This window comes from Lysobacter panacisoli (assembly GCF_009765165.1).
Lineage (GTDB): Bacteria > Pseudomonadota > Gammaproteobacteria > Xanthomonadales > Xanthomonadaceae > Lysobacter_J > Lysobacter_J panacisoli.
In genome coordinates this window covers 3,465,652-3,485,125 of record NZ_VLNU01000001.1, presented here as the reverse complement: position 1 = coordinate 3,485,125, position 19,474 = coordinate 3,465,652, and the positions used below count along the sequence as shown (strand labels likewise).

Here is a 19,474-nt window from a genome sequence, read left to right as displayed (position 1 = left end):
GTGACGCATCCTGCGAACACGCCCGGCTTCAACCTGGTGGAATTCTCCACTCGCCGTCGCGTGACGGTGATGATGGTGACGCTCACTTTCGTCCTGTTCGGCCTGATCGCGCTGGGCGATCTCAAGGTCAACCTGCTGCCGGACCTGAGCTATCCCACGCTGACGGTCCGCACCGAGTACACCGGTGCGGCCCCGGCGGAAATCGAAACCCTGATCAGCGAGCCGGTCGAAGAGGCCGTCGGCGTGGTCAAGGGACTGCGCAAGCTCAAGTCGGTTTCGCGCACGGGCCAGAGCGACGTCGTGCTCGAGTTCGCCTGGGGCACCGACATGGACCAGGCCAGCCTCGAAGTGCGCGACAAGATGGAAGTCGTGCAGCTGCCGCTGGAGGCCAAGGCGCCGGTGCTGCTGCGCTTCAATCCGTCGACCGAGCCGATACTGCGCATCGCGCTGTCGCCCAAGGACGAAGCGTCCAGCGACACCGAAGCGCTGCGCCAGCTCACCGCGATGCGCCGCTACGCCGACGACGACCTGAAGAAGAAGCTCGAGCCGGTCGAAGGCGTCGCCGCGGTGAAGGTCGGCGGTGGCCTCGAGGACGAGATCCAGGTCGACATCGACCAGCAGAAGCTCGCACAGCTCAACCTGCCGATCGACAACGTCATCCAGCGTTTGCAGCAGGAAAACATCAACGTTTCCGGCGGCCGTCTGGAAGAAGGTTCGCAGCGTTACCTCGTGCGCACGGTGAACCAGTTCGCCAGCGTGCCGGAAATCCGCGAGATGCTGGTCGCCACGCAGAGCGGCGGCGACAACGCGGCCGCGAGCGCGGCGGCGCAGATGGCCGCGATCGCGGCGCAGACCGGTTCTGCCGAGGCGATGGCCGCGGCGGCGTCGGTGCAGAGCGCCAGCGGCGGCGCCGGTTCCACCGTCGCCGGCGGCATGCCCGTGCGCCTGAAGGACGTGGCCGAGGTCCGCCAGGGCTTCAAGGAACGCGAGGCCATCATCCGCCTGGCCGGCAAGGAAGCGGTCGAACTCGCCATCTACAAGGAAGGCGATGCGAACACCGTCGCCACCGCCGATGCGATCCAGAAGCGCCTGGACGAGATCAAGGAGCAGATCCCGCCGGACATCACGCTGACGACCACCGACGACCAGTCGACGTTCATCCGCCACGCCATCAGCGACGTCAAGAAGGACGCGGTGATCGGCGGCGCGCTCGCGATCCTGATCATCTTCCTGTTCCTGCGCGATGGCTGGAGCACGTTCGTGATCAGCCTGTCGCTGCCGGTGTCGATCATCGCGACGTTCTTCTTCATGGGCCAGATGGGCCTGAGCCTCAACGTCATGTCGCTGGGCGGCCTCGCGCTGGCCACCGGCCTGGTCGTGGACGACTCGATCGTCGTGCTCGAAAGCATCGCCAAGGCGCGTGAGCGAGGGCTTGGCGTGCTCGATGCCGCCATCGCCGGCACGCGCGAGGTGAGCATGGCCGTCGTCGCGTCCACGCTGACCACCATCGCGGTGTTCCTGCCGCTGGTGTTCGTGCAGGGCATCGCCGGCCAGCTGTTCCGCGACCAGGCGCTCACCGTTGCGCTTGCGATCGGCATCTCGTTGATCGTGTCGATGACGCTGATCCCGATGCTGAGTGCGCTCAAGGGCCGTCCGCCGATGGCGTTCGCCGAAGAAGCGCCGCACCCGCGCTGGGAGCCGAAGGCGAAGGTCGGCAAGCCGTTCGCCTACCTCGTGCACGGTTTCAACTGGCTGCTGCGCATGCTGTTCTTCGTGATCGCGTGGGGCATCGTGCGCGCGTGGCGCGGACTGGTCCGCGTGGTCGGTCCGATCATGCGCAAGGCCAGCGACCTGTCGATGGCACCGTATGGCCGCGCCGAGAGCGGCTACCTGAAGCTGCTGCCGACCGCGCTCAACCGGCCGGCGCTGGTGCTGGGTTCGGCGGCGGTGGCCTTCGCGCTGACGCTGCTGGCCGTGCCGATGCTCGGCGCGGACCTGATCCCGCAGCTGGCGCAGGACCGCTTCGAAATGACGGTGAAGCTGCCTCCTGGCACGCCGCTGCGCGACACCGACGCATTGGTGCGCGAACTGCAGCAGAAGCATGCCAAGGATGAGGGCATCCGTACGCTGTACGGCGTCAGCGGCACCGGCACGCGCCTTGACGCCAATCCGACCGAGAGCGGCGAGAACATCGGCAAGCTCACCGTCGTGATGGAGGACGGTGGCAGCAAGGCGATCGAAGCCAGTGAGACCGAGCGTCTGCGCGAAACGATGAAGGCGCATCCGTCCGCGCAGGTCGACTTCAGCCGTCCTGAGCTCTTCAGCTTCTCCACGCCGCTGGAAATCGAACTGCGTGGCCAGGACCTGGCGGGCATCCAGCAGGCGGGCCAGCAGATGGCCAAGATGCTGCGCGCCAATCCGCACTACGCCGACGTGAAGTCGACGGTGGAGGAAGGCTTCCCGGAGATCCAGATCCGCTTCGACCAGGACCGCGCCGGTGCGCTCGGCCTGACCACGCGCCAGATCGCCGACGTGGTCGTGAAGAAGGTGCGCGGCGATGTCGCCACGCGCTACAGCTTCCGCGACCGCAAGATCGACGTGCTGGTGCGTGCGCGCGAAACCGATCGCGCGTCGGTCGACAGCATCCGCCGCCTCATCGTGAACCCGGGCAGCACGCGCCCGGTCACGCTGGACGCGGTCGCCGACGTGGTCGCCACCACCGGCCCGAGCGAAATCCACCGCGCCGACCAGGTGCGCGTGGCGATCGTCTCGGCCAACCTGCGCGACATCGACCTCGGCACCGCCGTGGCGGAAGTGCAGGACATGGTGGGTCGCCAGCCGCTCGGCGCGGGCGTGAGCATGCACATCGGCGGCCAGGGCGAGGAGCTCGCGGAATCCGTCAAGTCGCTGCTGTTCGCGTTCGGTCTGGCCGTGTTCCTGGTGTATCTGGTGATGGCCTCGCAGTTCGAATCGCTGCTGCATCCGTTCGTCATCCTGTTCACCATTCCACTGGCGCTGGTCGGTGCGGTGCTCGCGCTGTTGATCACCAATTCGCCGGTGTCGGTGGTGGTGTTCATCGGCCTGATCCTGCTGGTCGGCCTGGTGGTGAAGAACGCGATCATCCTGGTCGACAAGGTCAACCAGTTGCGCGAGAACGGCGTGGGCAAGCGCGAAGCGCTGATCGAAGGTGCACGTTCGCGCCTGCGTCCGATCATCATGACCACCATGTGCACGCTGTTCGGCTTCCTGCCGCTGGCGCTGGCGATGGGCGAGGGTGCGGAAGTGCGTTCGCCGATGGCGATCACGGTGATCGGCGGCCTGCTGGTGTCGACGCTGCTGACGCTGGTGGTGATCCCGGTCGTGTACGACCTGTTGGATCGCCGCGCGGACGAGTACTACGTCAACCGCGCCAAGCGCACGCATGCGCCGATCGCCGGCGGCGATGCCGACGGCACGGTCGAGCCGGTCTGAGGAGCGCGACGACATGACCATTGCGGAGCTCAGCATCAAGCGGCCGGTCACGGCGATCATGTTCTTCATATCGCTGTTCGTGATCGGCCTGATCGCAGCGATCCGCCTGCCGCTTGAAGCGTTCCCGGAAGTCTCGCCGCCCTTCATCTTCGTCCAGCTTCCGTACACCGGCTCCACCCCCGAGGAGGTGGAGCGCACGCTGCTGCGTCCGGTGGAGGAATCGCTGTCGACGATGACCGGCATCAAGCGCATGGATGCCAATGCGCGTGCCGACGGCGCCGAGATCTTCATGCAGTTCTCCGACTGGAACCGCGATGTCGCCATCGCGGCCTCGGAAGCGCGCGAGCGCATCGACGCGATCCGCGACGACCTGCCGGAAGACCTGCAGCGTTACAACGTCTTCAAGTTCTCCACCACGGACGAACCCGTCCTGCGCGTGCGACTGGCCAGCAAGAGCGACCTGACCGGCGCGTACGACATGATCGACCGCGAGTTCAAGCGGCGCATCGAACGCATCCCGGGCGTCGCGCGCGTCGATGTGACCGGCGCGGCGCCGAACGAAGTCGAGATCGCGATCGATCCGGACCGCCTGACCGCGCACAACCTCAGCCTCAACGATCTGAACAAGCGTCTGCAGGAGGTCAACTTCTCGATCTCCGCCGGCCAGATCGACGACGGCGGGCGGCGCCTGCGCGTGCAGCCGGTGGGTGAGATCACCGACCTGCAGCAGCTGCGCGACCTGGTGATCGACAGCAAGGGCGTGCGCCTGGGCGACATCGCCGAGATCCGGCTCAAGCCGCAGCGCATGAACTACGGTCGCCGTCTCGACGGACGACCCGCGATCGGCCTGGACATCTTCAAGGAGCGCAATGCGAACCTGGTGGATGTGTCGAGCAAGGCGCTGGCGGAAGTCGAGGCGATCCGCAAGCAGCCCGAGCTGAGCGACATCCGCATCATCATCATCGACAACCAGGGCGAGAACGTCACCAAGTCGCTGCTGGAATTGGCCGAGGCCGGCGGCATCGGCCTGTTGCTGTCGATCGCGGTGCTGTTCTTCTTCCTGCGCCACTGGCCGTCGACGCTGATGGTGACGCTGGCCATCCCGATCTGCTTCGTGATGACGCTGGGCTTCATGTACTTCACCGGCGTCACGCTCAACATCCTGTCGATGATGGGCCTGCTGCTGGCGGTGGGCATGCTGGTCGACAACGCGGTCGTGGTGGTGGAGAGCATCTACCAGGAACGCGAACGCCTGCCTGACCAGCCGGTGATGGCGTCGATCCTGGGCACCAAGCACGTCGCCATCGCGCTGTCGGCGGGCACGCTGTGCCACTGCATCGTGTTCCTGCCCAACCTGTTCGGCGACCGCAACTTCCTGAGCATCTACCTGTCGCAGATCGCGATCACCATCTCGGTGTCGCTGCTGGCCTCGTGGCTGGTCGCGGTGAGCCTGATCCCGATGATCTCCGCGCGACTGAAGACGCCGCCGGCGGTGAAGTCCGATCGCGGCCTGATCCCGCGCATGCAGAAGCACTACGCGCAGTTCCTGCGCTGGACGCTTGAGCATCGCGGCAAGGCCGTGCTCGGCATCCTGATGATCATCGCCGTCAGCATCGTGCCGTTCCAGCTGACCAAGAAGAACATGTTCGGTGGCGACGACGGCACCGAGACCAACATCTTCTACCAGTGGAAGGGCGCGTACACGAAGGAGCAGATGTCGGACGAGATCCTCAAGGTCGAGAAGTTCCTCGACGTGAACCGCAAGAAGTACAACATCACCCAGATCTACTCGTACTACAGCGAGCAGGGCTGGGGCGGTACGCGCATCACTTTCGACACCGAGAAGATCAGCGAGTCCAAGGCGATCATCGAGAAGTTGCGCAAGGACATCCCGAAGTCGGCCCGTGCCAACATCGGCATCGGCAACCAGGGCGGTGGTGGCGGCGGCGGTGGCCCGGGCCAGAACGTACAGGTGCAGCTGGTCGGCGATTCGACCGAAACCCTGGTCGAACTGGCCAACGACATCGTGCCGATCCTCGCCAAGCGCAAGGAGCTGCGCGACGTGCGCGTCGACATCGGCGACCAGAACAGCGAGCTGTCGGTGCACGTGGATCGCGAGCGCGCGGCCTCGTTCGGCTTCAGCGCGCAGGAAGTGGCCAGCTTCGTCGGCCTGGCGCTACGTGGCGCTCCGCTGCGCGAGTTCCGTCGCGGCGAGACCGAAGTGCCGGTGTGGGTGCGTTTCGCCGGCGCCGAAGACTTCGGCATGGAAGACATCGCCAGCTTCACCGTGCGCGCGCCGGATGGCCGCACCGTGCCGCTGCTGGCGATGGTCGATGTCGCGGTCAAGCCGTCGGCGACGCAGATCCAGCGCGCCAACCGCCAGACCACGGTCGCGATCCAGGCCAACCTCGGCGACAAGATCACCGTGCCCGAAGCGCGCAAGGCGATGGAAGAATCGCTCAAGTCGATCGCGTTCCCGGCCGGTTACACCTTCAGCTTCGAGTCGGGTGCATTCGAGGACGAAGCCGAGGCGAACAAGCAGATGATGTTCAACCTGCTGATCGCGCTGATCATGATCTACGTGGTCATGGCGGCGGTGTTCGAATCGCTGCTGTTCCCGTCGGCGATCATGAGCGGCGTGCTGTTCTCGGTGTTCGGTGTGTTCTGGCTGTTCTGGCTGACCGGCACAGAATTCAACATCATGGCCTTCATCGGCATCCTGGTGCTGATGGGCGTGGTGGTGAACAACGGCATCGTGATGATCGAGCACATCAACAACCTGCGTCGTCGTGGCCTGTCGCGGACCGATGCGCTGGTGGAAGGCAGCCGCGAACGCCTGCGTCCGATCCTCATGACGATGGGCACGGCGATCCTGGCGATGGTGCCGATCTCACTGACGCAGACGCAGATCGGCGGCGACGGTCCGCCGTACTACCCGATGGCGCGCGCAATCGCCGGTGGCCTCGCGTTCTCGACGGTGGTCAGCCTGCTGTTCCTGCCGACCATCTACGCGATGCTCGACGACCTGCGCACCGGCACCGCGCGCATGGTGCGTCGCGCACGCGGAAAGCCCGAGGCCGTGCCCGCGGCGGCGGTGGCGGCGCTCAGGGCGGACTAAGGCAACTGCAATGCAAACGGAACGGGAAGGTCGATGACCTTCCCGTTCTTGTTTGTGCGGACGCGCGCGACTTCACATTCGCTTCGCATCGCAGCCCCGCGCACTTCATGCCGAGCATGCACGCTTGAGCCGACAGACTAGTCGGTGCCGACATGGAGCATGCATTACATCGTTTCGCCAGCCGACTGCTCGCCCGTCATCGCGGGACTCGCGCCTGGCGTTTCGCGATCGAGCTGCTCGTCTTCGGTGCGCGCCAGGGATGGTCCTGCCTGTTCGGCGGCATCCTGCTGGTGCTGATCCTCGCAACGCGGCTGTACTGGCCAGAAGCGTCGCCGATCGCGCGCTACGACGCATTGTTCGTGATGGCCGTGCTCGTGCAGCTGGGCCTGCTGGTGACGCGTCTCGAGCAGCCCTCGGAAGCGGGCGTGATCCTCGTCTTCCACATCGTCGGCACGGCGATGGAGGTGTTCAAGACGCACATGGGCTCCTGGTCCTATCCGGAGGCGAACTTCCTTCGATTGGGCGGAGTGCCGTTGTTCAGTGGCTTCATGTACGCCGCGGTAGGTTCGTACATGGCGCGGGTGTACCGCGTGTTCGACATTCGACTGGACGGCTATCCGCGCATCGGCGTCACCGTGGTGCTCGCCGCCGCCATCTACGGCAACTTCTTCGCCCACCACTTCCTGCCAGACCTGCGATGGCTGCTGTTCGCTGCGACCGGTGTGATCTTCGGGCGGGTGCGCATGCATTACCGCGCGCTCGAAGGCACCCACAGCATGCCGCTGCTGCTCGCGTTCGGACTGGTCGCGATGTTCATCTGGCTGGCGGAGAACATCGCGACGTGGTCCAGCGTCTGGCTCTATCCGAACCAGCTCGGGAGCTGGTCGCCGGTCGGGCTGGGAAAGCTCGGTTCGTGGTACCTGCTGATGATCATCTCGGTGGTGCTGGTGACGCTGGTGCACCCACCGGAGTGTTCCGTCAACGCGCAGTCGCGCGAGGACGGGGGCGACGCATGGCCTTCCTCGCGCAGTCGCGCTTGAAGCGTCAGTGCATCAGGCGTCCGCCGATACGGAACAGTCCTGCCCATGCGCCGATGGCGGAGCCGAGGTTGGTCAGCAGGAAGGTCACCAGCACGCGTGCGACGCGATTGCGGTACCAGCCACGCACGCTCTGCACGTCGTCGCGCAGGGACATGAAGTCGGCATACGTCGGCTTGCGGATGCGCGCTTCGGTCAGCGCGCTGAAGGTGCCGGTCGGAACACCGAGGCGGAATGGCTTGAGCGGTGCGAAGAATGCCGCGGTCAGGATGCTCAGCGGATGCGCGGTCGCCAGGGCGCAGCCGACTGCCGCGAAGCCCGCGGTGCAGGCGACCCATTGCAGCAGCAGGTCCGCGCCCATCGCGAAGCCGCCGCGCCAGAAGCCGATCGTGATGCCGGCGGCGATCAGCGCGACGATGGCGATGCCGAACCACGGCGTCTTGCTCTTCTTGTGCACGCTTTCCAGCTCGGCGCGGATCGCGTCCGGCTCGCGGGTTTCCTCGCGCAGGTGCCGCGCCAGGCCCGCGAGATGGCCGGCACCGACCACCGCCAGCACTTCACGCGCGTCGCCATGCGTTTCGCGCAGGCGCGCGGCCATGTAGCGGTCGCGCTCGGCGATCACGCTTTCGTACAACTCTGGGCTGTCGCTGGCGAATTCGCTGAAACTCGACTCGAGCATGTCGCCCTGCTTGAGCTTCTCGATTTCTTCCTCACCGACTTCCTCGTCCACGAACAGCGCGGTGACCAGACCGGTCGCGAGCTTGATGCGTCCCCACATGCCCAGGCCGGCGCTGGCGCGCTTGAAGGTCAATCCGACGTCGCGGTCGATCAGGTGCACGGGCAGGTCGCGCTGACGCGCTTCCAGCACGGCGCGCTTGAGCTCCGCACCGGGCTCGATGCCCAGTTGCTCGGCGAGACGGCGCTGGTAGGCGGCGAGGGCGAGGTTGGCCGCGAACAGTGCGGTCTTGCCGGTGCGGATCACCTGCACCAGGTCCAGGCGCGCAAGCGCGTCCGGGTCGGTCAGCGCCTGCAGGCGCTGTGCGTCGAGTTCGACCGCGACCGCGTCGAAGGCGCCGGTGCCGATCGCATCGCGCACCGCGTCGACGCTGGCCTGCGACACGTGCGCCGTGCCGAGCAGGGTGTAGCGGACGCCGTCGCGTTCGACGATCGCGTGAGGCTGGGTTTCGAGCAGCGCCTGCAGCGTTTCGGACATGGGTACCGTCAGGATGGAAGCAGAGGGACGCGTGCGGCGGGAGGCCCGTCAGCAAGACGGCGCCATCAGGCGCCGTCTCGGTCCGCACATCGCGTGGTGGCCCGAAGCTTAGGGCCTGTACTGCGAGGGGGCAATGAACGGGTTTCTCAGGCCACGCCAAAGGGCAGGTTCGGCGAGGAGACCAGCCGGTCGCCGACCGCCTCGCCGTGCAGGAAGCGCATCACCGAGGCGATCACCTCGCCGTCGTCGAGCACGCGGCGGTGGCCGAGTCCGCGCGTCGTGAGCAGGCGCGAATCCGGCCAGTAGCGCGCATAGCGTTCGCCTTCGGCCCAGGGCACATCGCGGTCTTCCAGGTCGTGCACGATCAGCGCGGGGCGGCCGATCACTGGCGCGGTGCGGTGTGCCTGCTGTTCGTCGAAGCTGATGCCGATGAGGCTTTCGAAGTAGCCGAACATGCGCTGGCACAGGTTGCGGCCGATCCACATGAAGTCGGCGAAGCGTTCCGCCGCGGCCACCGGATCCGCCGCCGGCGCGATCAGGACCGCGCGTTCGGCCTGCAGACCGCGGCTCAAGGCGTTCGCGGTGGCCGCGCCGCCAAGCGAATGGCCGATGACGACGGCGGCCGGGCCGAAATGCGTGCCGACGGCCAGCAGGTGGCGTGTGAAGCAGGGCAGCGTCGCCAGTTCACCGGGACTGCGACCGTGCGCGGGCTGGTCGAACGCGACCACGGCGTAGCCGTCGCGGCGCAGTTGCGGCAGCCACGCCGCGATGCGCGTGCCGTGGCTCGACCAGCCGTGCGCGAACAGCACGTACGGCTGCTTGGCAGGATCGCCCCAGACGTAGGCGGTGATCGTGTGGTCGTCCACGGCGATGGCGACTTCCCGCGCATCGAAGGTCGGTGCAGCCAGCGCACGGCTTCGCGACGAAGGCAGCGGGGTGCAGAACACGCGCGCGGCCCGTGCCAGGGTCGAACCCGGCGCGAACAGGCTGCCGACCGCGAAGCGCAGGCGCATGCCGAGGAAGATCGCATTACGAACGGTCGTGCTAATTTTGGCGATGAGCGGATACATGGGGGCCTCCGCGGGCGGTCAGCGGTTGGTGGTGGGGGCGTACGAGCGCAGCAGCCGTTCGAGCGAGCGACGTCCGCGCTCGACGGCGAGATCGAAGCCGAACAGGCCGGCGTCGTGGTGCACGGTCAGGGCCAGAGCGTAGAGCTCGAAGGCCATCAGGGTCGGGTCGGTGTCGGAGGCGAGCTCGCCGGTCTCGACGGCGAGGCTGACAGCTCGAACGATTTCCTGGCGCCAACGCAGCTCGTTCTCGACGATGCGGTCGCGCAGCGGGCCCGGACGGTCGTCGTATTCGCTGGCCGCGCTGAGCAGCAGGCAGCCGCCGCCCTCGGACTGGCGAACCCAGTCGAACCAGGCTTCGAGGACACCGCGCAGGCGTGCCACGCCGCGCGGCTGCGCGAGAGCGGGTCGCAGAACGTGGGCGACGAAGCGCTCACCAGCGGCGTCGAGGACGGCCAGCTGCAGGTCTTCGCGGGAGCCGAAGTGAGCGAACACACCGCTCTTGGACATGCCGACCGCCTGCGCCAGGGGGCCGATCGACAGCCCCTCCAGGCCGGCCGCGCAGGCTATTCCGTAGGCGCGGTCGATGATGGCCTCGCGGGTGGCGGCACCCTTGCTGGTGGCGGTCAGAGCGTTCATGGACGAAAAAATAGCACGTCCGTTCGTATTTTTATCGCCGTTCGTCGGTCGAGCGTTCAGGCGCTCTCGGGCGGGGCCTTCGATCCGGCCCCCAGCGGGCGGACCATCTGCACGGTGTCCAGCCAGCGCCCGTGCTTGCGGCCGAGTCCCTGGAACACGGCCACGCCGTGGAAACCGAGCTTTTCATGAAGTGCGATCGAGGCAGTATTGGTCACGTCGCCGATCACCGCGACCATCTGCCGGTAGCCCCGGGTCGTGCAGTCGTCGATCAGATGCTGCAACAGTGCGCGCCCGACGCCGCGACCCATGAAGTCCGGATGCACGTACACCGTGTCCTCCACTGTCCAGCGATAGCCTTCGCGGCTGCGGTAACTGCTGGCGTAGGCGTAACCGGCAAAGCGGCCGTCGATCTCGGCGACGACATACGGATAGCCCTGCGCGACGATCGCCTCCCAGCGGCGGCGCATTTCGGCTTCGTCGGGCGCGCTGTACTCGTAGGTCGCGACGTGGTCGTCGACTTCGCGCGCGTAGACGGCGGTGATGGCCGGCAGGTCGCCGGCCGTGGCGGTGCGGATGACCGGCACGCCGTCCAAGCGGTCAGTCGCGGTAGCGCTTGAGCAGGTCGCCGTACGCGTCGATGCGGCGATCGCGCAGGAACGGCCAGATGCGGCGCACGTGTTCGCTGCGCTGCATGTCGACCTCGGCCATCAGGATTTCCGGCTCACTGGTGTTCGCTTCGGCGAGGAACTCGCCCTGCGGACCAAGCACGTGGCTGCTGCCCCAGAAATCGATGCCGGCTGCGTCCATCGGCGACTGCTCGTGGCCGACGCGGTTGCAGCTGAGCACGGGCAGGCCGTTGGCGACGGCATGGCCGCGGTGGCTGAGGATCCACGCGTTGCGCTGGCGGTCCTTCTCGGACTGTTCGTCCGTCGGATCCCAGCCGATCGCGGTGGGATACAGCAGCATCTCCGCGCCGGCCAGCGCCATCAGGCGCGCACCTTCCGGATACCACTGGTCCCAGCACACCATCAGGCCAAGACGACCCACCGACGTGTCGATCGGCTCGAAGCCGATGTCGCCCGGAGTGAAATAGAACTTCTCGTAGAAGCCCGGGTCGTCCGGGATGTGCATCTTGCGGTACTTGCCGGCGATCGAGCCGTCGGCTTCGAAGACCACCGCGGTGTTGTGGTACAGGCCGGTCGCACGCTTCTCGAACAGCGAACTCACCAGGACGACACCGTGCTGCTTCGCCAGCGGCGCCAGGCGCTGCGTGCTCGGGCCGGGAATGGTCTCGGCCAGGTCGAATTCCGACACGCTCTCGTGCTGGCAGAAGTACGGGCCGTTGTGCAGCTCCTGCAGCAGCACCAGCTTCGCGCCGCGCTTGGCGGCTTCGGCCACGCGCTGTTCGATCACCGCCAGGTTCGCCTCGGCATCGCCGTGGTTGCGTTCCTGGATCAGCGCGACGGGGAGGGTGGTCTTCTTCATCGTGATCGTGGTCCGTACGACGCGGGGGCGCCGCTCATTGTAGGACTCGGAAGTGACGGCGCCTCGCCGGTAAGGGCGGGCGTCGCCGTCCGGGACTCAGGCGACGACGCCCTTGGGCAACTGCATCGTGATGCAGTGCAGGCTGCCGTTCTGCCAGATCAGCGCGCGGCACGGCACCGGCACGATCTCGCGGTCCGGGAACGCCTGTGCCAACACAGCCTGTGCCTTCGCGTCTGCTTCGTCGCCGTAGGCCGGCATCAGCACGGCGCCGTTGACGATCAGGAAGTTGGCGTAGCTCGCGGCGAGGCGGCGGCCTTCGTCGACGATGGGCTTGGCCCACGGCAGCGGGAACAGGCGATACGGCTGGCCGTCCGTCGTGCGCAGCGCGGCCAGTTCCGCGCCCATCGCCTTGAGCTCGGCGTAGTGCGAATCGGCCGGGTCGTCGCAATCCTGATAGACGATGGCGTCGCGTGCGGCGAAGCGGGCGAGGGTGTCGACGTGGGCGTCGGTGTCGTCGCCTTCGAGATAGCCGTGGTCGAGCCACAGCACTCGGTCCTGCTTCAGCCAGTCGGCGAGGTTCGCGCCCAGTTGCTCGCGCGAGGTCTCCGGATGGCGCTCGTGCAGGCACTGCCAGGTGGTCAGCAGCGTGCCTTCGCCATCCGTATCGATGGCGCCACCTTCCAGTGCAAAATCAATGGATTGACGCGAACTCTTCGAGAAGATTCCCGCGTCGAACAGGCGTTCGACCAGCAGGTCGTCCTGGCTCGCGTCGAACTTGCCGCCCCAGCCGGTGAAGCGGAAGTCGAGCAGGCGGAAACCGTCGCCGTCACGCAGCGTGATCGGGCCGGAATCGCGCAGCCAGGTGTCGTCGTAGGGGGCTTCGATGAAGCGCACACGCGCCATGTCGATGCGGGCCGAGGACAGGCGCGCACGCGCGTACGCTTCCACGTCCTCGTCGGCCACGCACACGATCGCGTCCTGAAACCGGGTGATCGCCGCGACCAGCGCGATGTACGTCTCTTCGACCTCGCCGAGCCGATCGGCCCAGTCGGTGTCGGCGTTCGGCCAGGCGATCAGGACAGCCGACTGGGGTTCCCATTCGGCGGGAAAGCGCGATGCGTGTGCGGTTTGGTTCATGGCCTCATCGGATGGGCGGCTTGGGCCCGACTTCCTCGGCGCTCGCCTTGTTGGCCACCACGTCGATCACCTTGTTCTTCTCGAAGTACACGGTGAAGGACGGATAGACCCAGCGATTGATGGCGGGCCACTGGCGCTTCTGTCCACCCTCGGCCTCCAGCTTCTGCGCGGGCGCGCCGTAGCTGGCCTCCACCTGCGACATGGTCTGGCCGCGGACGGGGAGGGTGGCAGGGTTTTCTTCCTGGACGCGCTCGATCAGCAGCGTGTCGGCCGAGGCGACACCGGCGAAAGCGAGCAGAGCGAACAGCGGAATGGCAGCGATGCGGTGCTTCATGACGGGCCCCCTCGTGATTGGTGCCGGATTGTATGCACAACACGTCCGGCGAAGGCAGCGCGCGGCCGTCACGTTTTGGGGATCGCGAGACGCAATAGCGCGACGCAGGCCCGGATGCAGAAAGGCCGCCTCGCGGCGGCCCTTCGACGGTGCATCGCGCGGAACGACGAACGGCTACGGCACCGGAGTGCCGAGCCGTCCGCGATCAGCGCTGACGCGCCTTGAAACGCGGGTTGGACTTGCAGATCACGAAGACCTTGCCACGGCGGCGAACGACCTTGCAGTCGCGGTGACGGGCCTTCGCCGACTTCAGGGAGGACAGGACCTTCATGACAGACCTCGGCAACAGGAAAATGGGAAAATGGAACGAAGCCCGCGATTCTAACGGGCAAAGTCCACGCGGATCAAGTGGTTGCGATTATTCGTCGCGAAGGGGCACTTCGAACCGGCCAAAGGGCGTCCTCGGGCGGGCGGCAGCTTGCCCGCATAATGGCGAGATGAACAGCCCCGACTCCCGCGAATCCATCCCCGTCCTCACCATCGACGGCCCCTCCGGCTCCGGCAAGGGCACCATTAGTCGCTATGTGGCCGCCCGCCTGGGCTGGCATTACCTCGACTCGGGCGCACTGTACCGGGCGGTCGGCGTGGCCGCCGGCTGGGCCGACCTGGACCTGGCCGACCCGGCGGCGCTGGTCCGCTGCACCTTCGATACCCGCATCGATTTCATCGAAGACCCCGCCGGCGGGGAGCTGCGGGTGCTGGTCAATGACGTCGACGCCACCGATGAACTGCGTACCGAGACGGCCGGCGCCGCGGCCTCGGCCATCGCCGCCATCCCGGAAGTCCGGGCTGCCCTGAAGGACCGCCAGCGGGCTTTCAGGCGGGCGCCGGGGCTGGTCGCGGACGGTCGCGACATGGGCACGGTGATCTTCCCGGACGCCCTCCATAAGGTGTTTCTGACCGCCAGTGCCGAAGAAAGGGCCGAAAGGCGCTATAAGCAGTTGAAAGACAAGGGGGTTTCCGTTAATTTAGACGGTCTGCTGCGGGAGATCCTCGCCCGCGACGCCCGCGACGCCAGTCGTGCGGTGGCTCCGTTGCGCCCGGCCGAAGACGCCGTGCGCATCGATACCACCGGCCTTGGCATCGAGGAAGTCGTCGAGCGCGTGCTGGCGTTGTTGCCTTCACGTTGATCGCACGCGGCAGAAAAAGTTCCACCGCGAAGCCATAGGCGGAAACGGTGGGTCATCCACCAACACATGGTGCAGTTCATCGCGCCACACAACGGGTGGGTCGACCACGCGCTGCTTGATGCCCTCCGACGCGGAGTGCCCTGACAGCCGGTGCGGCCCGTGTGTTCAACCGAGTATTTTTTCCAATGACCGAATCATTTGCCGAACTGTTTGAACAGAGCCAGACCAACCTGGCCAAGCTGAAGCCGGGTGCGATCGTCACCGGTGTCGTCGTGGAAGTCCGCGGCGACGTCGTTGTCATCAACGCCGGTCTGAAGTCCGAAGGCATCGTGCCGATCGAACAGTTCCGGAACGACGCCGGCGAAATCGACGTGGGCGTGGGCGACGAAGTCAAGGTCGCGCTCGACTCGATCGAGAACGGCTTCGGCGAGACCGTCCTGTCGCGCGAGAAGGCCAAGCGCGCCATGGTGTGGGACGAACTCGAGCAGGCGCTCGAGAAGAACGAGACCATCACCGGCCGCATCAGCGGCAAGGTCAAGGGCGGCTTCACCGTCGACATCAAGGACGTGCGCGGCTTCCTGCCGGGCTCCCTGGTCGACGTGCGCCCGGTGCGCGACTCGGCCTACCTCGAAGGCAAGGAACTCGAGTTCAAGCTCATCAAGCTCGACCGCAAGCGCAACAACATCGTCGTCTCCCGCCGTGCGGTGGTCGAGAGCGAGTACAGCGTTGAGCGCGAGCAGCTGCTCGAGAAGCTGCAGGAAGGCGCGATCCTCAAGGGCGTCGTCAAGAACCTCACCGATTACGGTGCGTTCGTCGACCTCGGCGGCATCGATGGCCTGCTGCACATCACCGACATGGCGTGGAAGCGCGTGCGCCATCCGTCCGAAGTCGTGGAAGTCGGCCAGGAGCTGGACGTCCGCGTGCTCAAGTACGACCGCGAGCGCAACCGCGTCAGCCTCGGCCTGAAGCAGCTGGGCGAGGATCCGTGGGACAACATCGCCCGTCGCTACCCGGCCAACACCCGCGTGTTCGGCAAGGTCTCCAACGTCACCGATTACGGTGCGTTCGTCGAGATCGAGCCGGGCGTGGAAGGCCTGGTGCACGTGTCCGAGATGGACTGGACCAACAAGAACGTCAACCCGTCGAAGATCGTGCAGGTCGGCGACGAGGTTCAGGTCATGGTCCTGGATGTCGACGAGGAGCGTCGCCGCATCTCGCTGGGCATGAAGCAGGTCACCAGCAACCCGTGGGAAACCTTCGCCGTCATCCACAAGAAGGGCGACAAGGTGTCGGGCCAGATCAAGTCGATCACCGACTTCGGCATCTTCATCGGCCTGGACGGTGGCATCGACGGTCTGGTGCACCTGTCCGACCTCAGCTGGAACACCACCGGCGAAGACGTGGTCCGCAACTTCAAGAAGGGCGACACGCTGGAAGCCGTCGTGCTGGCCGTGGATCCGGAGCGCGAGCGCATCAGCCTCGGCGTGAAGCAGCTTGAGCAGGACCCGATGGGCCAGTACGTCGCGTCCAACGCGAAGGGCTCGATCGTCAAGGGCAAGGTGAAGGAAGTCGACGCCAAGGGCGCCACCGTCGAGCTCGACAATGGCGTGGAGGGCTACATCGCCGCTCGCGACATCGCCAAGGAGCGCGTCGAAGACGCTTCGACGTACCTGAAGGTCGGCCAGGAAATCGAGGCCAAGATCATCGGTACGGACCGCAAGGGCCGCTCGATGCAGCTGTCGATCAAGGCCAAGGACGAAGCCGACCAGCAGGAAGCGCTGGCCGACTACAACCGCGCCTCGTCGGAAGCTTCCAGCGGCACCACCAAGCTGGGCGCGCTGCTGCGCGAGCAGCTGGGCAACAAGTCCGAGTAATACCCGCTGTCAGTGGTAACCGCGAAGGCGGTCCGGTTCGCCGGGCCGCCTTCCTTTCAGAAGCAACGCGAGCCGCCTTCCGAACCCATGACCAAGTCCGAGCTCATCGAGATCCTTTCCCAGCGTCAGGCGCACCTGAAGGGCGAGGATGTGGACCTGGCCGTGAAAGCACTGCTCGAGATGATGGGCGGATCCCTCGCTACCGGAGAGCGGATCGAGATCCGCGGCTTCGGCAGTTTTTCCCTGCATTACCGTCCGCCGCGCCTGGGTCGTAACCCGAAGACGGGCGAGTCCGTCGCGCTGCCGGGCAAGCACGTTCCGCACTTCAAGCCGGGCAAGGAACTGCGCGAGCGCGTCAGCGGCGTGGTGCCGCTGGACGAAGCGGACTGAAAGCCCGCGTTTCCAACGCTTTCCTCTGGACCTGCGTGCGCGGTCCGTTAAGCTAACGCACACCTGAGCGGTCCACGGAGGCCGACGTGCGCCTGCTTCGATTCCTCATCGCGATCGCGTGCCTGTCCGCCGGTGCCATCATCGGTGCGCTGAACCGTGCTCCGGTCATGGTCGACCTTGGCTTCGCGCGCATGCCGAGCAACCTCGGTGTTTCCCTGCTCGTGGCGTTATTGCTGGGCGTGCTGGTCGGCGGTCTCGCCATCAGCGCCAGCGTGGTGCTGCCGCTGCGTCGTCGCCTGGCGCGCGCGGAACGGCAGCTCCCTGTCGCCGCCCCACCTTCCGGAACGTGATGCATGGCCTTCATCAGCGAGTGGTTCTGGTTCTTCCTCCTGCTTCCGATCGCGGCCGTCAGCGGCTGGATCATCGGCCGACGTGGCGGTGAGCGCCACAGCGACACGCAGGTCAGCCGTCTGTCGACCACGTACTTCCGCGGCCTGAACTACCTGCTCAACGAGCAGCCGGACAAGGCGATCGAACTGTTCCTGCATATCGCCGAACTCGACAAGGACACCTTCGAGACGCAGGTCGCGCTGGGCCATCTCTTCCGTCGTCGCGGCGAAGTCGATCGCGCGATCCGCCTGCACCAGGCGCTGGTGCAACGTCCCGGCCTGAGCGACCAGCAGCGCGTGCAGGCATTGCTTGCGCTGGGCGAGGACTACATGCGCTCGGGCCTGCTAGATCGCGCCGAGACCGTCTTCAGCGATCTGGTCGCGCTGGACATGCGCGCGCCGCTCGCGCTGCGCCATCTGATCGGCATCTACCAGTCCGAGCGCGACTGGGACAAGGCCATCGAGAACGCGCGCCGCTTCGAGGAAGCCACCGGCGAGCCGATGGGCAAGCTGGTCGCGCAGTTCGAATGCGAGCTGGCCGACCGCCACCGCGCCGCCGGCGACATCGAGGCCGCGCGTGCCGCGGTCAAGCGTGCGTACGAGGCGGATGCCAATTCCGTGCGCGCCGGCATGACCGAAGGCCGCCTCGAAGTGGATTCGGGCAACGACGCCGGTGCGATTCGTGCGTTCGAGCGCGTGGCCCGGGTCGATCCGGACTACCTGCCCGAGATCCTGCCCGCATTGCTGGAGTGCTACGCACGCGTCGGCGATGCGTCCGGCGCGCGCGCGTTCCTGGCCGAGATGACCGAGCACTACCGCGGCATCGCGCCCGTCCTCGCGCTCACGCGCATGGTCGAGAGCGAGGATGGCGTACCGGCGGCGCGCGCATATCTCGCGCGGCAACTGAAGGATCGTCCTTCGGTTCGCGGCGAAGCGGCGCTGATCGACCTGACCCTCGCCGAAGGCGCGGATCCCGCGGCGACGCTGCACGACCTGAAGCACATCACCGACCAGCTGCTGGTGCGCAACCCGAGCTATCGCTGCAACCGCTGTGGCTTCGGCGCGCGCAGCCACCACTGGCAGTGTCCGAGCTGCAAGGAGTGGGGCACGATCAAGCCGCTGCTGAACTACGCGGTGGTGTGACGCATGCTCGAATGGTTGGCGGTGCACTTCCTCATCGGAGTGGTGGGAACCTGGCTGGCGCGTCGATACGCGCTGCATCGTTCGTTGATCGACCAGCCGGGCGAGCGGCGCAGCCATAGCGTTGCGACCCCGCGCGGCGGCGGCATCTCGATCGTGATCGCGTTGCTGGTGGCCACCGTGGCCATCGGTATCCGCCAGCCTGCGCAGGCGCCGCTGATGCTCGCCTTCGGGATCGGACTGGCGCTGGTCGCGGGCATCGGCTGGGTGGACGACCACCGGCCGTTGTCGCCGTGGTGGCGTCTTGCCGTCCACGTGGTTGCCGCCGGGCTGCTCGCACTCGCCGTGGGCGATCTCCACTCGTCCTTCACGTGGGCTGCGTGCACCTTTATCGCGACGCTGGTCCTCACCAACGTGTGGAATTTCATGGACGGCATCGACGGGCTGGCGGCGAGCCAGGCGCTGCTTGCCGCGGTAGGCCTGTCGGTGTGGCTGGGTGGAGGCTGGGCCTTGCTTGCCCTGGCCTTGGCCGCTGCGTGCGCGGGCTTCCTGCCTTTCAATTTTCCGCGTGCCCGGATCTTCATGGGCGACGTCGGCAGCGGTGCGATCGGCTACACCCTCGGTGCGCTGGTGGCATTGGCGGCGACCCGACTGGAAAGCCGGGCTGCTTTGGTGCTGCTGCCGATCTCGGTGTTCCTGGTCGACGCCAGCCTGACCCTGGCGCGGCGGATCCTTCGCGGCGAGCGCTGGTGGTCGCCGCATACGCAGCATGCATACCAGGCGTGGGCACGCTTCTCCGGTCACACATTGGTGACCTTTGCCTATGCAGTGATTTCGCTTCTGGTCATACTTGGCAGCTGGCTGCTGACGACCCTCGATTCTTCCTTCATCACGGGTATCACAGTCGCGTGGTATACCGGCTGCACTTTTTTCTGGCTGGGGCTGCAAAAGAAGCATGCAGCGCCGCTTTCCTGACGAAGTCCGAACAAG

Annotated in this window: 17 protein-coding genes; 9 read left to right on the top strand and 8 right to left on the bottom strand. The window is 66.4% G+C overall.

Annotated features, from left to right (window positions below; translation table 11 throughout):
• The 3 genes from FOF45_RS16310 (at position 1) to FOF45_RS16300 (ending at position 7,629) form a co-directional block, all read left to right on the top strand.
• Positions 1-3,471: an efflux RND transporter permease subunit gene (locus tag FOF45_RS16310; protein ID WP_158986704.1), complete on the top strand. Its 3,471-nt coding sequence runs from the start codon at positions 1-3 to the stop codon at positions 3,469-3,471.
• A gap of 13 nt (positions 3,472-3,484) precedes the next feature.
• Positions 3,485-6,589 (top strand): efflux RND transporter permease subunit, encoded by a 3,105-nt coding sequence (locus FOF45_RS16305; protein WP_158986702.1) that lies wholly within the window; start codon positions 3,485-3,487, stop codon positions 6,587-6,589.
• A gap of 152 nt (positions 6,590-6,741) precedes the next feature.
• Positions 6,742-7,629: a DUF817 domain-containing protein gene (locus FOF45_RS16300; RefSeq protein WP_158986700.1), complete on the top strand. Its 888-nt coding sequence runs from the start codon at positions 6,742-6,744 to the stop codon at positions 7,627-7,629.
• A gap of 4 nt (positions 7,630-7,633) precedes the next feature.
• Here FOF45_RS16300 and FOF45_RS16295 read toward each other — a convergent pair whose 3' ends face one another.
• The 8 genes from FOF45_RS16295 to ykgO all read right to left on the bottom strand — a co-directional run bounded on the left by FOF45_RS16295 (position 7,634) and on the right by ykgO (position 13,832).
• Positions 7,634-8,839, bottom strand: coding sequence for a TraB/GumN family protein (locus FOF45_RS16295; RefSeq protein ID WP_158986698.1), 1,206 nt, complete (start codon positions 8,837-8,839; stop codon positions 7,634-7,636).
• A 146-nt stretch (positions 8,840-8,985) separates the two neighbouring features.
• Positions 8,986-9,909 (bottom strand): alpha/beta hydrolase, encoded by a 924-nt coding sequence (locus FOF45_RS16290; protein ID WP_158986696.1) that lies wholly within the window; start codon positions 9,907-9,909, stop codon positions 8,986-8,988.
• 18 nt (positions 9,910-9,927) lie between these two features.
• Entirely contained in the window at positions 9,928-10,545 is a 618-nt protein-coding gene (locus FOF45_RS16285) for a TetR/AcrR family transcriptional regulator (protein ID WP_158986694.1), read from the bottom strand.
• 56 nt (positions 10,546-10,601) lie between these two features.
• Positions 10,602-11,129: a GNAT family N-acetyltransferase gene (locus tag FOF45_RS16280; protein ID WP_158987607.1), complete on the bottom strand. Its 528-nt coding sequence runs from the start codon at positions 11,127-11,129 to the stop codon at positions 10,602-10,604.
• 13 nt (positions 11,130-11,142) lie between these two features.
• Positions 11,143-12,030 carry a carbon-nitrogen hydrolase gene (locus FOF45_RS16275; RefSeq protein WP_158986692.1) on the bottom strand — a complete coding sequence of 296 codons (888 nt, stop codon included), beginning with the start codon at positions 12,028-12,030 and terminating at the stop codon, positions 11,143-11,145.
• Positions 12,031-12,126: 96 nt separating this feature from the next.
• Positions 12,127-13,167, bottom strand: coding sequence for an agmatine deiminase family protein (locus FOF45_RS16270; RefSeq protein ID WP_158986690.1), 1,041 nt, complete (start codon positions 13,165-13,167; stop codon positions 12,127-12,129).
• Between the two features lie 4 nt (positions 13,168-13,171).
• Complete coding sequence (locus tag FOF45_RS16265) at positions 13,172-13,501, bottom strand: hypothetical protein (protein ID WP_158986687.1); 330 nt, start codon at positions 13,499-13,501, stop codon at positions 13,172-13,174.
• A 205-nt stretch (positions 13,502-13,706) separates the two neighbouring features.
• Positions 13,707-13,832, bottom strand: a complete 126-nt coding sequence (ykgO, locus tag FOF45_RS16260) for a type B 50S ribosomal protein L36 (RefSeq protein ID WP_010342887.1) — start codon at positions 13,830-13,832, stop codon at positions 13,707-13,709.
• Between the two features lie 166 nt (positions 13,833-13,998).
• Between ykgO and cmk the strand changes: the two genes are divergently transcribed.
• The 6 genes from cmk to FOF45_RS16230 all read left to right on the top strand — a co-directional run bounded on the left by cmk (position 13,999) and on the right by FOF45_RS16230 (position 19,459).
• On the top strand, positions 13,999-14,691 hold the full coding sequence (gene cmk, locus FOF45_RS16255; RefSeq protein ID WP_158986685.1) for a (d)CMP kinase: 693 nt from the start codon (positions 13,999-14,001) through the stop codon (positions 14,689-14,691).
• A gap of 185 nt (positions 14,692-14,876) precedes the next feature.
• Complete coding sequence (rpsA, locus tag FOF45_RS16250; protein ID WP_158986683.1) at positions 14,877-16,565, top strand: 30S ribosomal protein S1; 1,689 nt, start codon at positions 14,877-14,879, stop codon at positions 16,563-16,565.
• 87 nt (positions 16,566-16,652) lie between these two features.
• On the top strand, positions 16,653-16,955 hold the full coding sequence (locus tag FOF45_RS16245) for an integration host factor subunit beta (protein WP_158986681.1): 303 nt from the start codon (positions 16,653-16,655) through the stop codon (positions 16,953-16,955).
• A gap of 86 nt (positions 16,956-17,041) precedes the next feature.
• Complete coding sequence (locus FOF45_RS16240) at positions 17,042-17,305, top strand: lipopolysaccharide assembly protein LapA domain-containing protein (RefSeq protein ID WP_158986679.1); 264 nt, start codon at positions 17,042-17,044, stop codon at positions 17,303-17,305.
• Between the two features lie 3 nt (positions 17,306-17,308).
• A complete protein-coding gene (gene lapB, locus FOF45_RS16235) occupies positions 17,309-18,487 on the top strand; it encodes a lipopolysaccharide assembly protein LapB (RefSeq protein WP_158986677.1) in 1,179 nt (392 codons plus the stop codon).
• Between the two features lie 3 nt (positions 18,488-18,490).
• On the top strand, positions 18,491-19,459 hold the full coding sequence (locus tag FOF45_RS16230) for an MraY family glycosyltransferase (protein ID WP_158986675.1): 969 nt from the start codon (positions 18,491-18,493) through the stop codon (positions 19,457-19,459).
• Positions 19,460-19,474 lie beyond the last annotated feature (15 nt).

Excerpts from the sequence above, each read along its gene's own strand:
- FOF45_RS16305 (WP_158986702.1), top strand. The coding sequence starts at position 3,485 with ATGACCATTGCGGAGCTCAGCATCAAGCGGCCGGTCACGGCGATCATG.
- FOF45_RS16300 (WP_158986700.1), top strand. The coding sequence starts at position 6,742 with ATGGAGCATGCATTACATCGTTTCGCCAGCCGACTGCTCGCCCGTCAT.
- FOF45_RS16295 (WP_158986698.1), bottom strand. The coding sequence starts at position 8,839 with ATGTCCGAAACGCTGCAGGCGCTGCTCGAAACCCAGCCTCACGCGATC.
- FOF45_RS16290 (WP_158986696.1), bottom strand. The coding sequence starts at position 9,909 with ATGTATCCGCTCATCGCCAAAATTAGCACGACCGTTCGTAATGCGATC.
- FOF45_RS16285 (WP_158986694.1), bottom strand. The coding sequence starts at position 10,545 with ATGAACGCTCTGACCGCCACCAGCAAGGGTGCCGCCACCCGCGAGGCC.
- FOF45_RS16275 (WP_158986692.1), bottom strand. The coding sequence starts at position 12,030 with ATGAAGAAGACCACCCTCCCCGTCGCGCTGATCCAGGAACGCAACCAC.
- FOF45_RS16270 (WP_158986690.1), bottom strand. The coding sequence starts at position 13,167 with ATGAACCAAACCGCACACGCATCGCGCTTTCCCGCCGAATGGGAACCC.
- FOF45_RS16265 (WP_158986687.1), bottom strand. The coding sequence starts at position 13,501 with ATGAAGCACCGCATCGCTGCCATTCCGCTGTTCGCTCTGCTCGCTTTC.
- ykgO (WP_010342887.1), bottom strand. The coding sequence starts at position 13,832 with ATGAAGGTCCTGTCCTCCCTGAAGTCGGCGAAGGCCCGTCACCGCGAC.
- cmk (WP_158986685.1), top strand. The coding sequence starts at position 13,999 with ATGAACAGCCCCGACTCCCGCGAATCCATCCCCGTCCTCACCATCGAC.
- rpsA (WP_158986683.1), top strand. The coding sequence starts at position 14,877 with ATGACCGAATCATTTGCCGAACTGTTTGAACAGAGCCAGACCAACCTG.
- FOF45_RS16245 (WP_158986681.1), top strand. The coding sequence starts at position 16,653 with ATGACCAAGTCCGAGCTCATCGAGATCCTTTCCCAGCGTCAGGCGCAC.
- lapB (WP_158986677.1), top strand. The coding sequence starts at position 17,309 with ATGGCCTTCATCAGCGAGTGGTTCTGGTTCTTCCTCCTGCTTCCGATC.
- FOF45_RS16230 (WP_158986675.1), top strand. The coding sequence starts at position 18,491 with ATGCTCGAATGGTTGGCGGTGCACTTCCTCATCGGAGTGGTGGGAACC.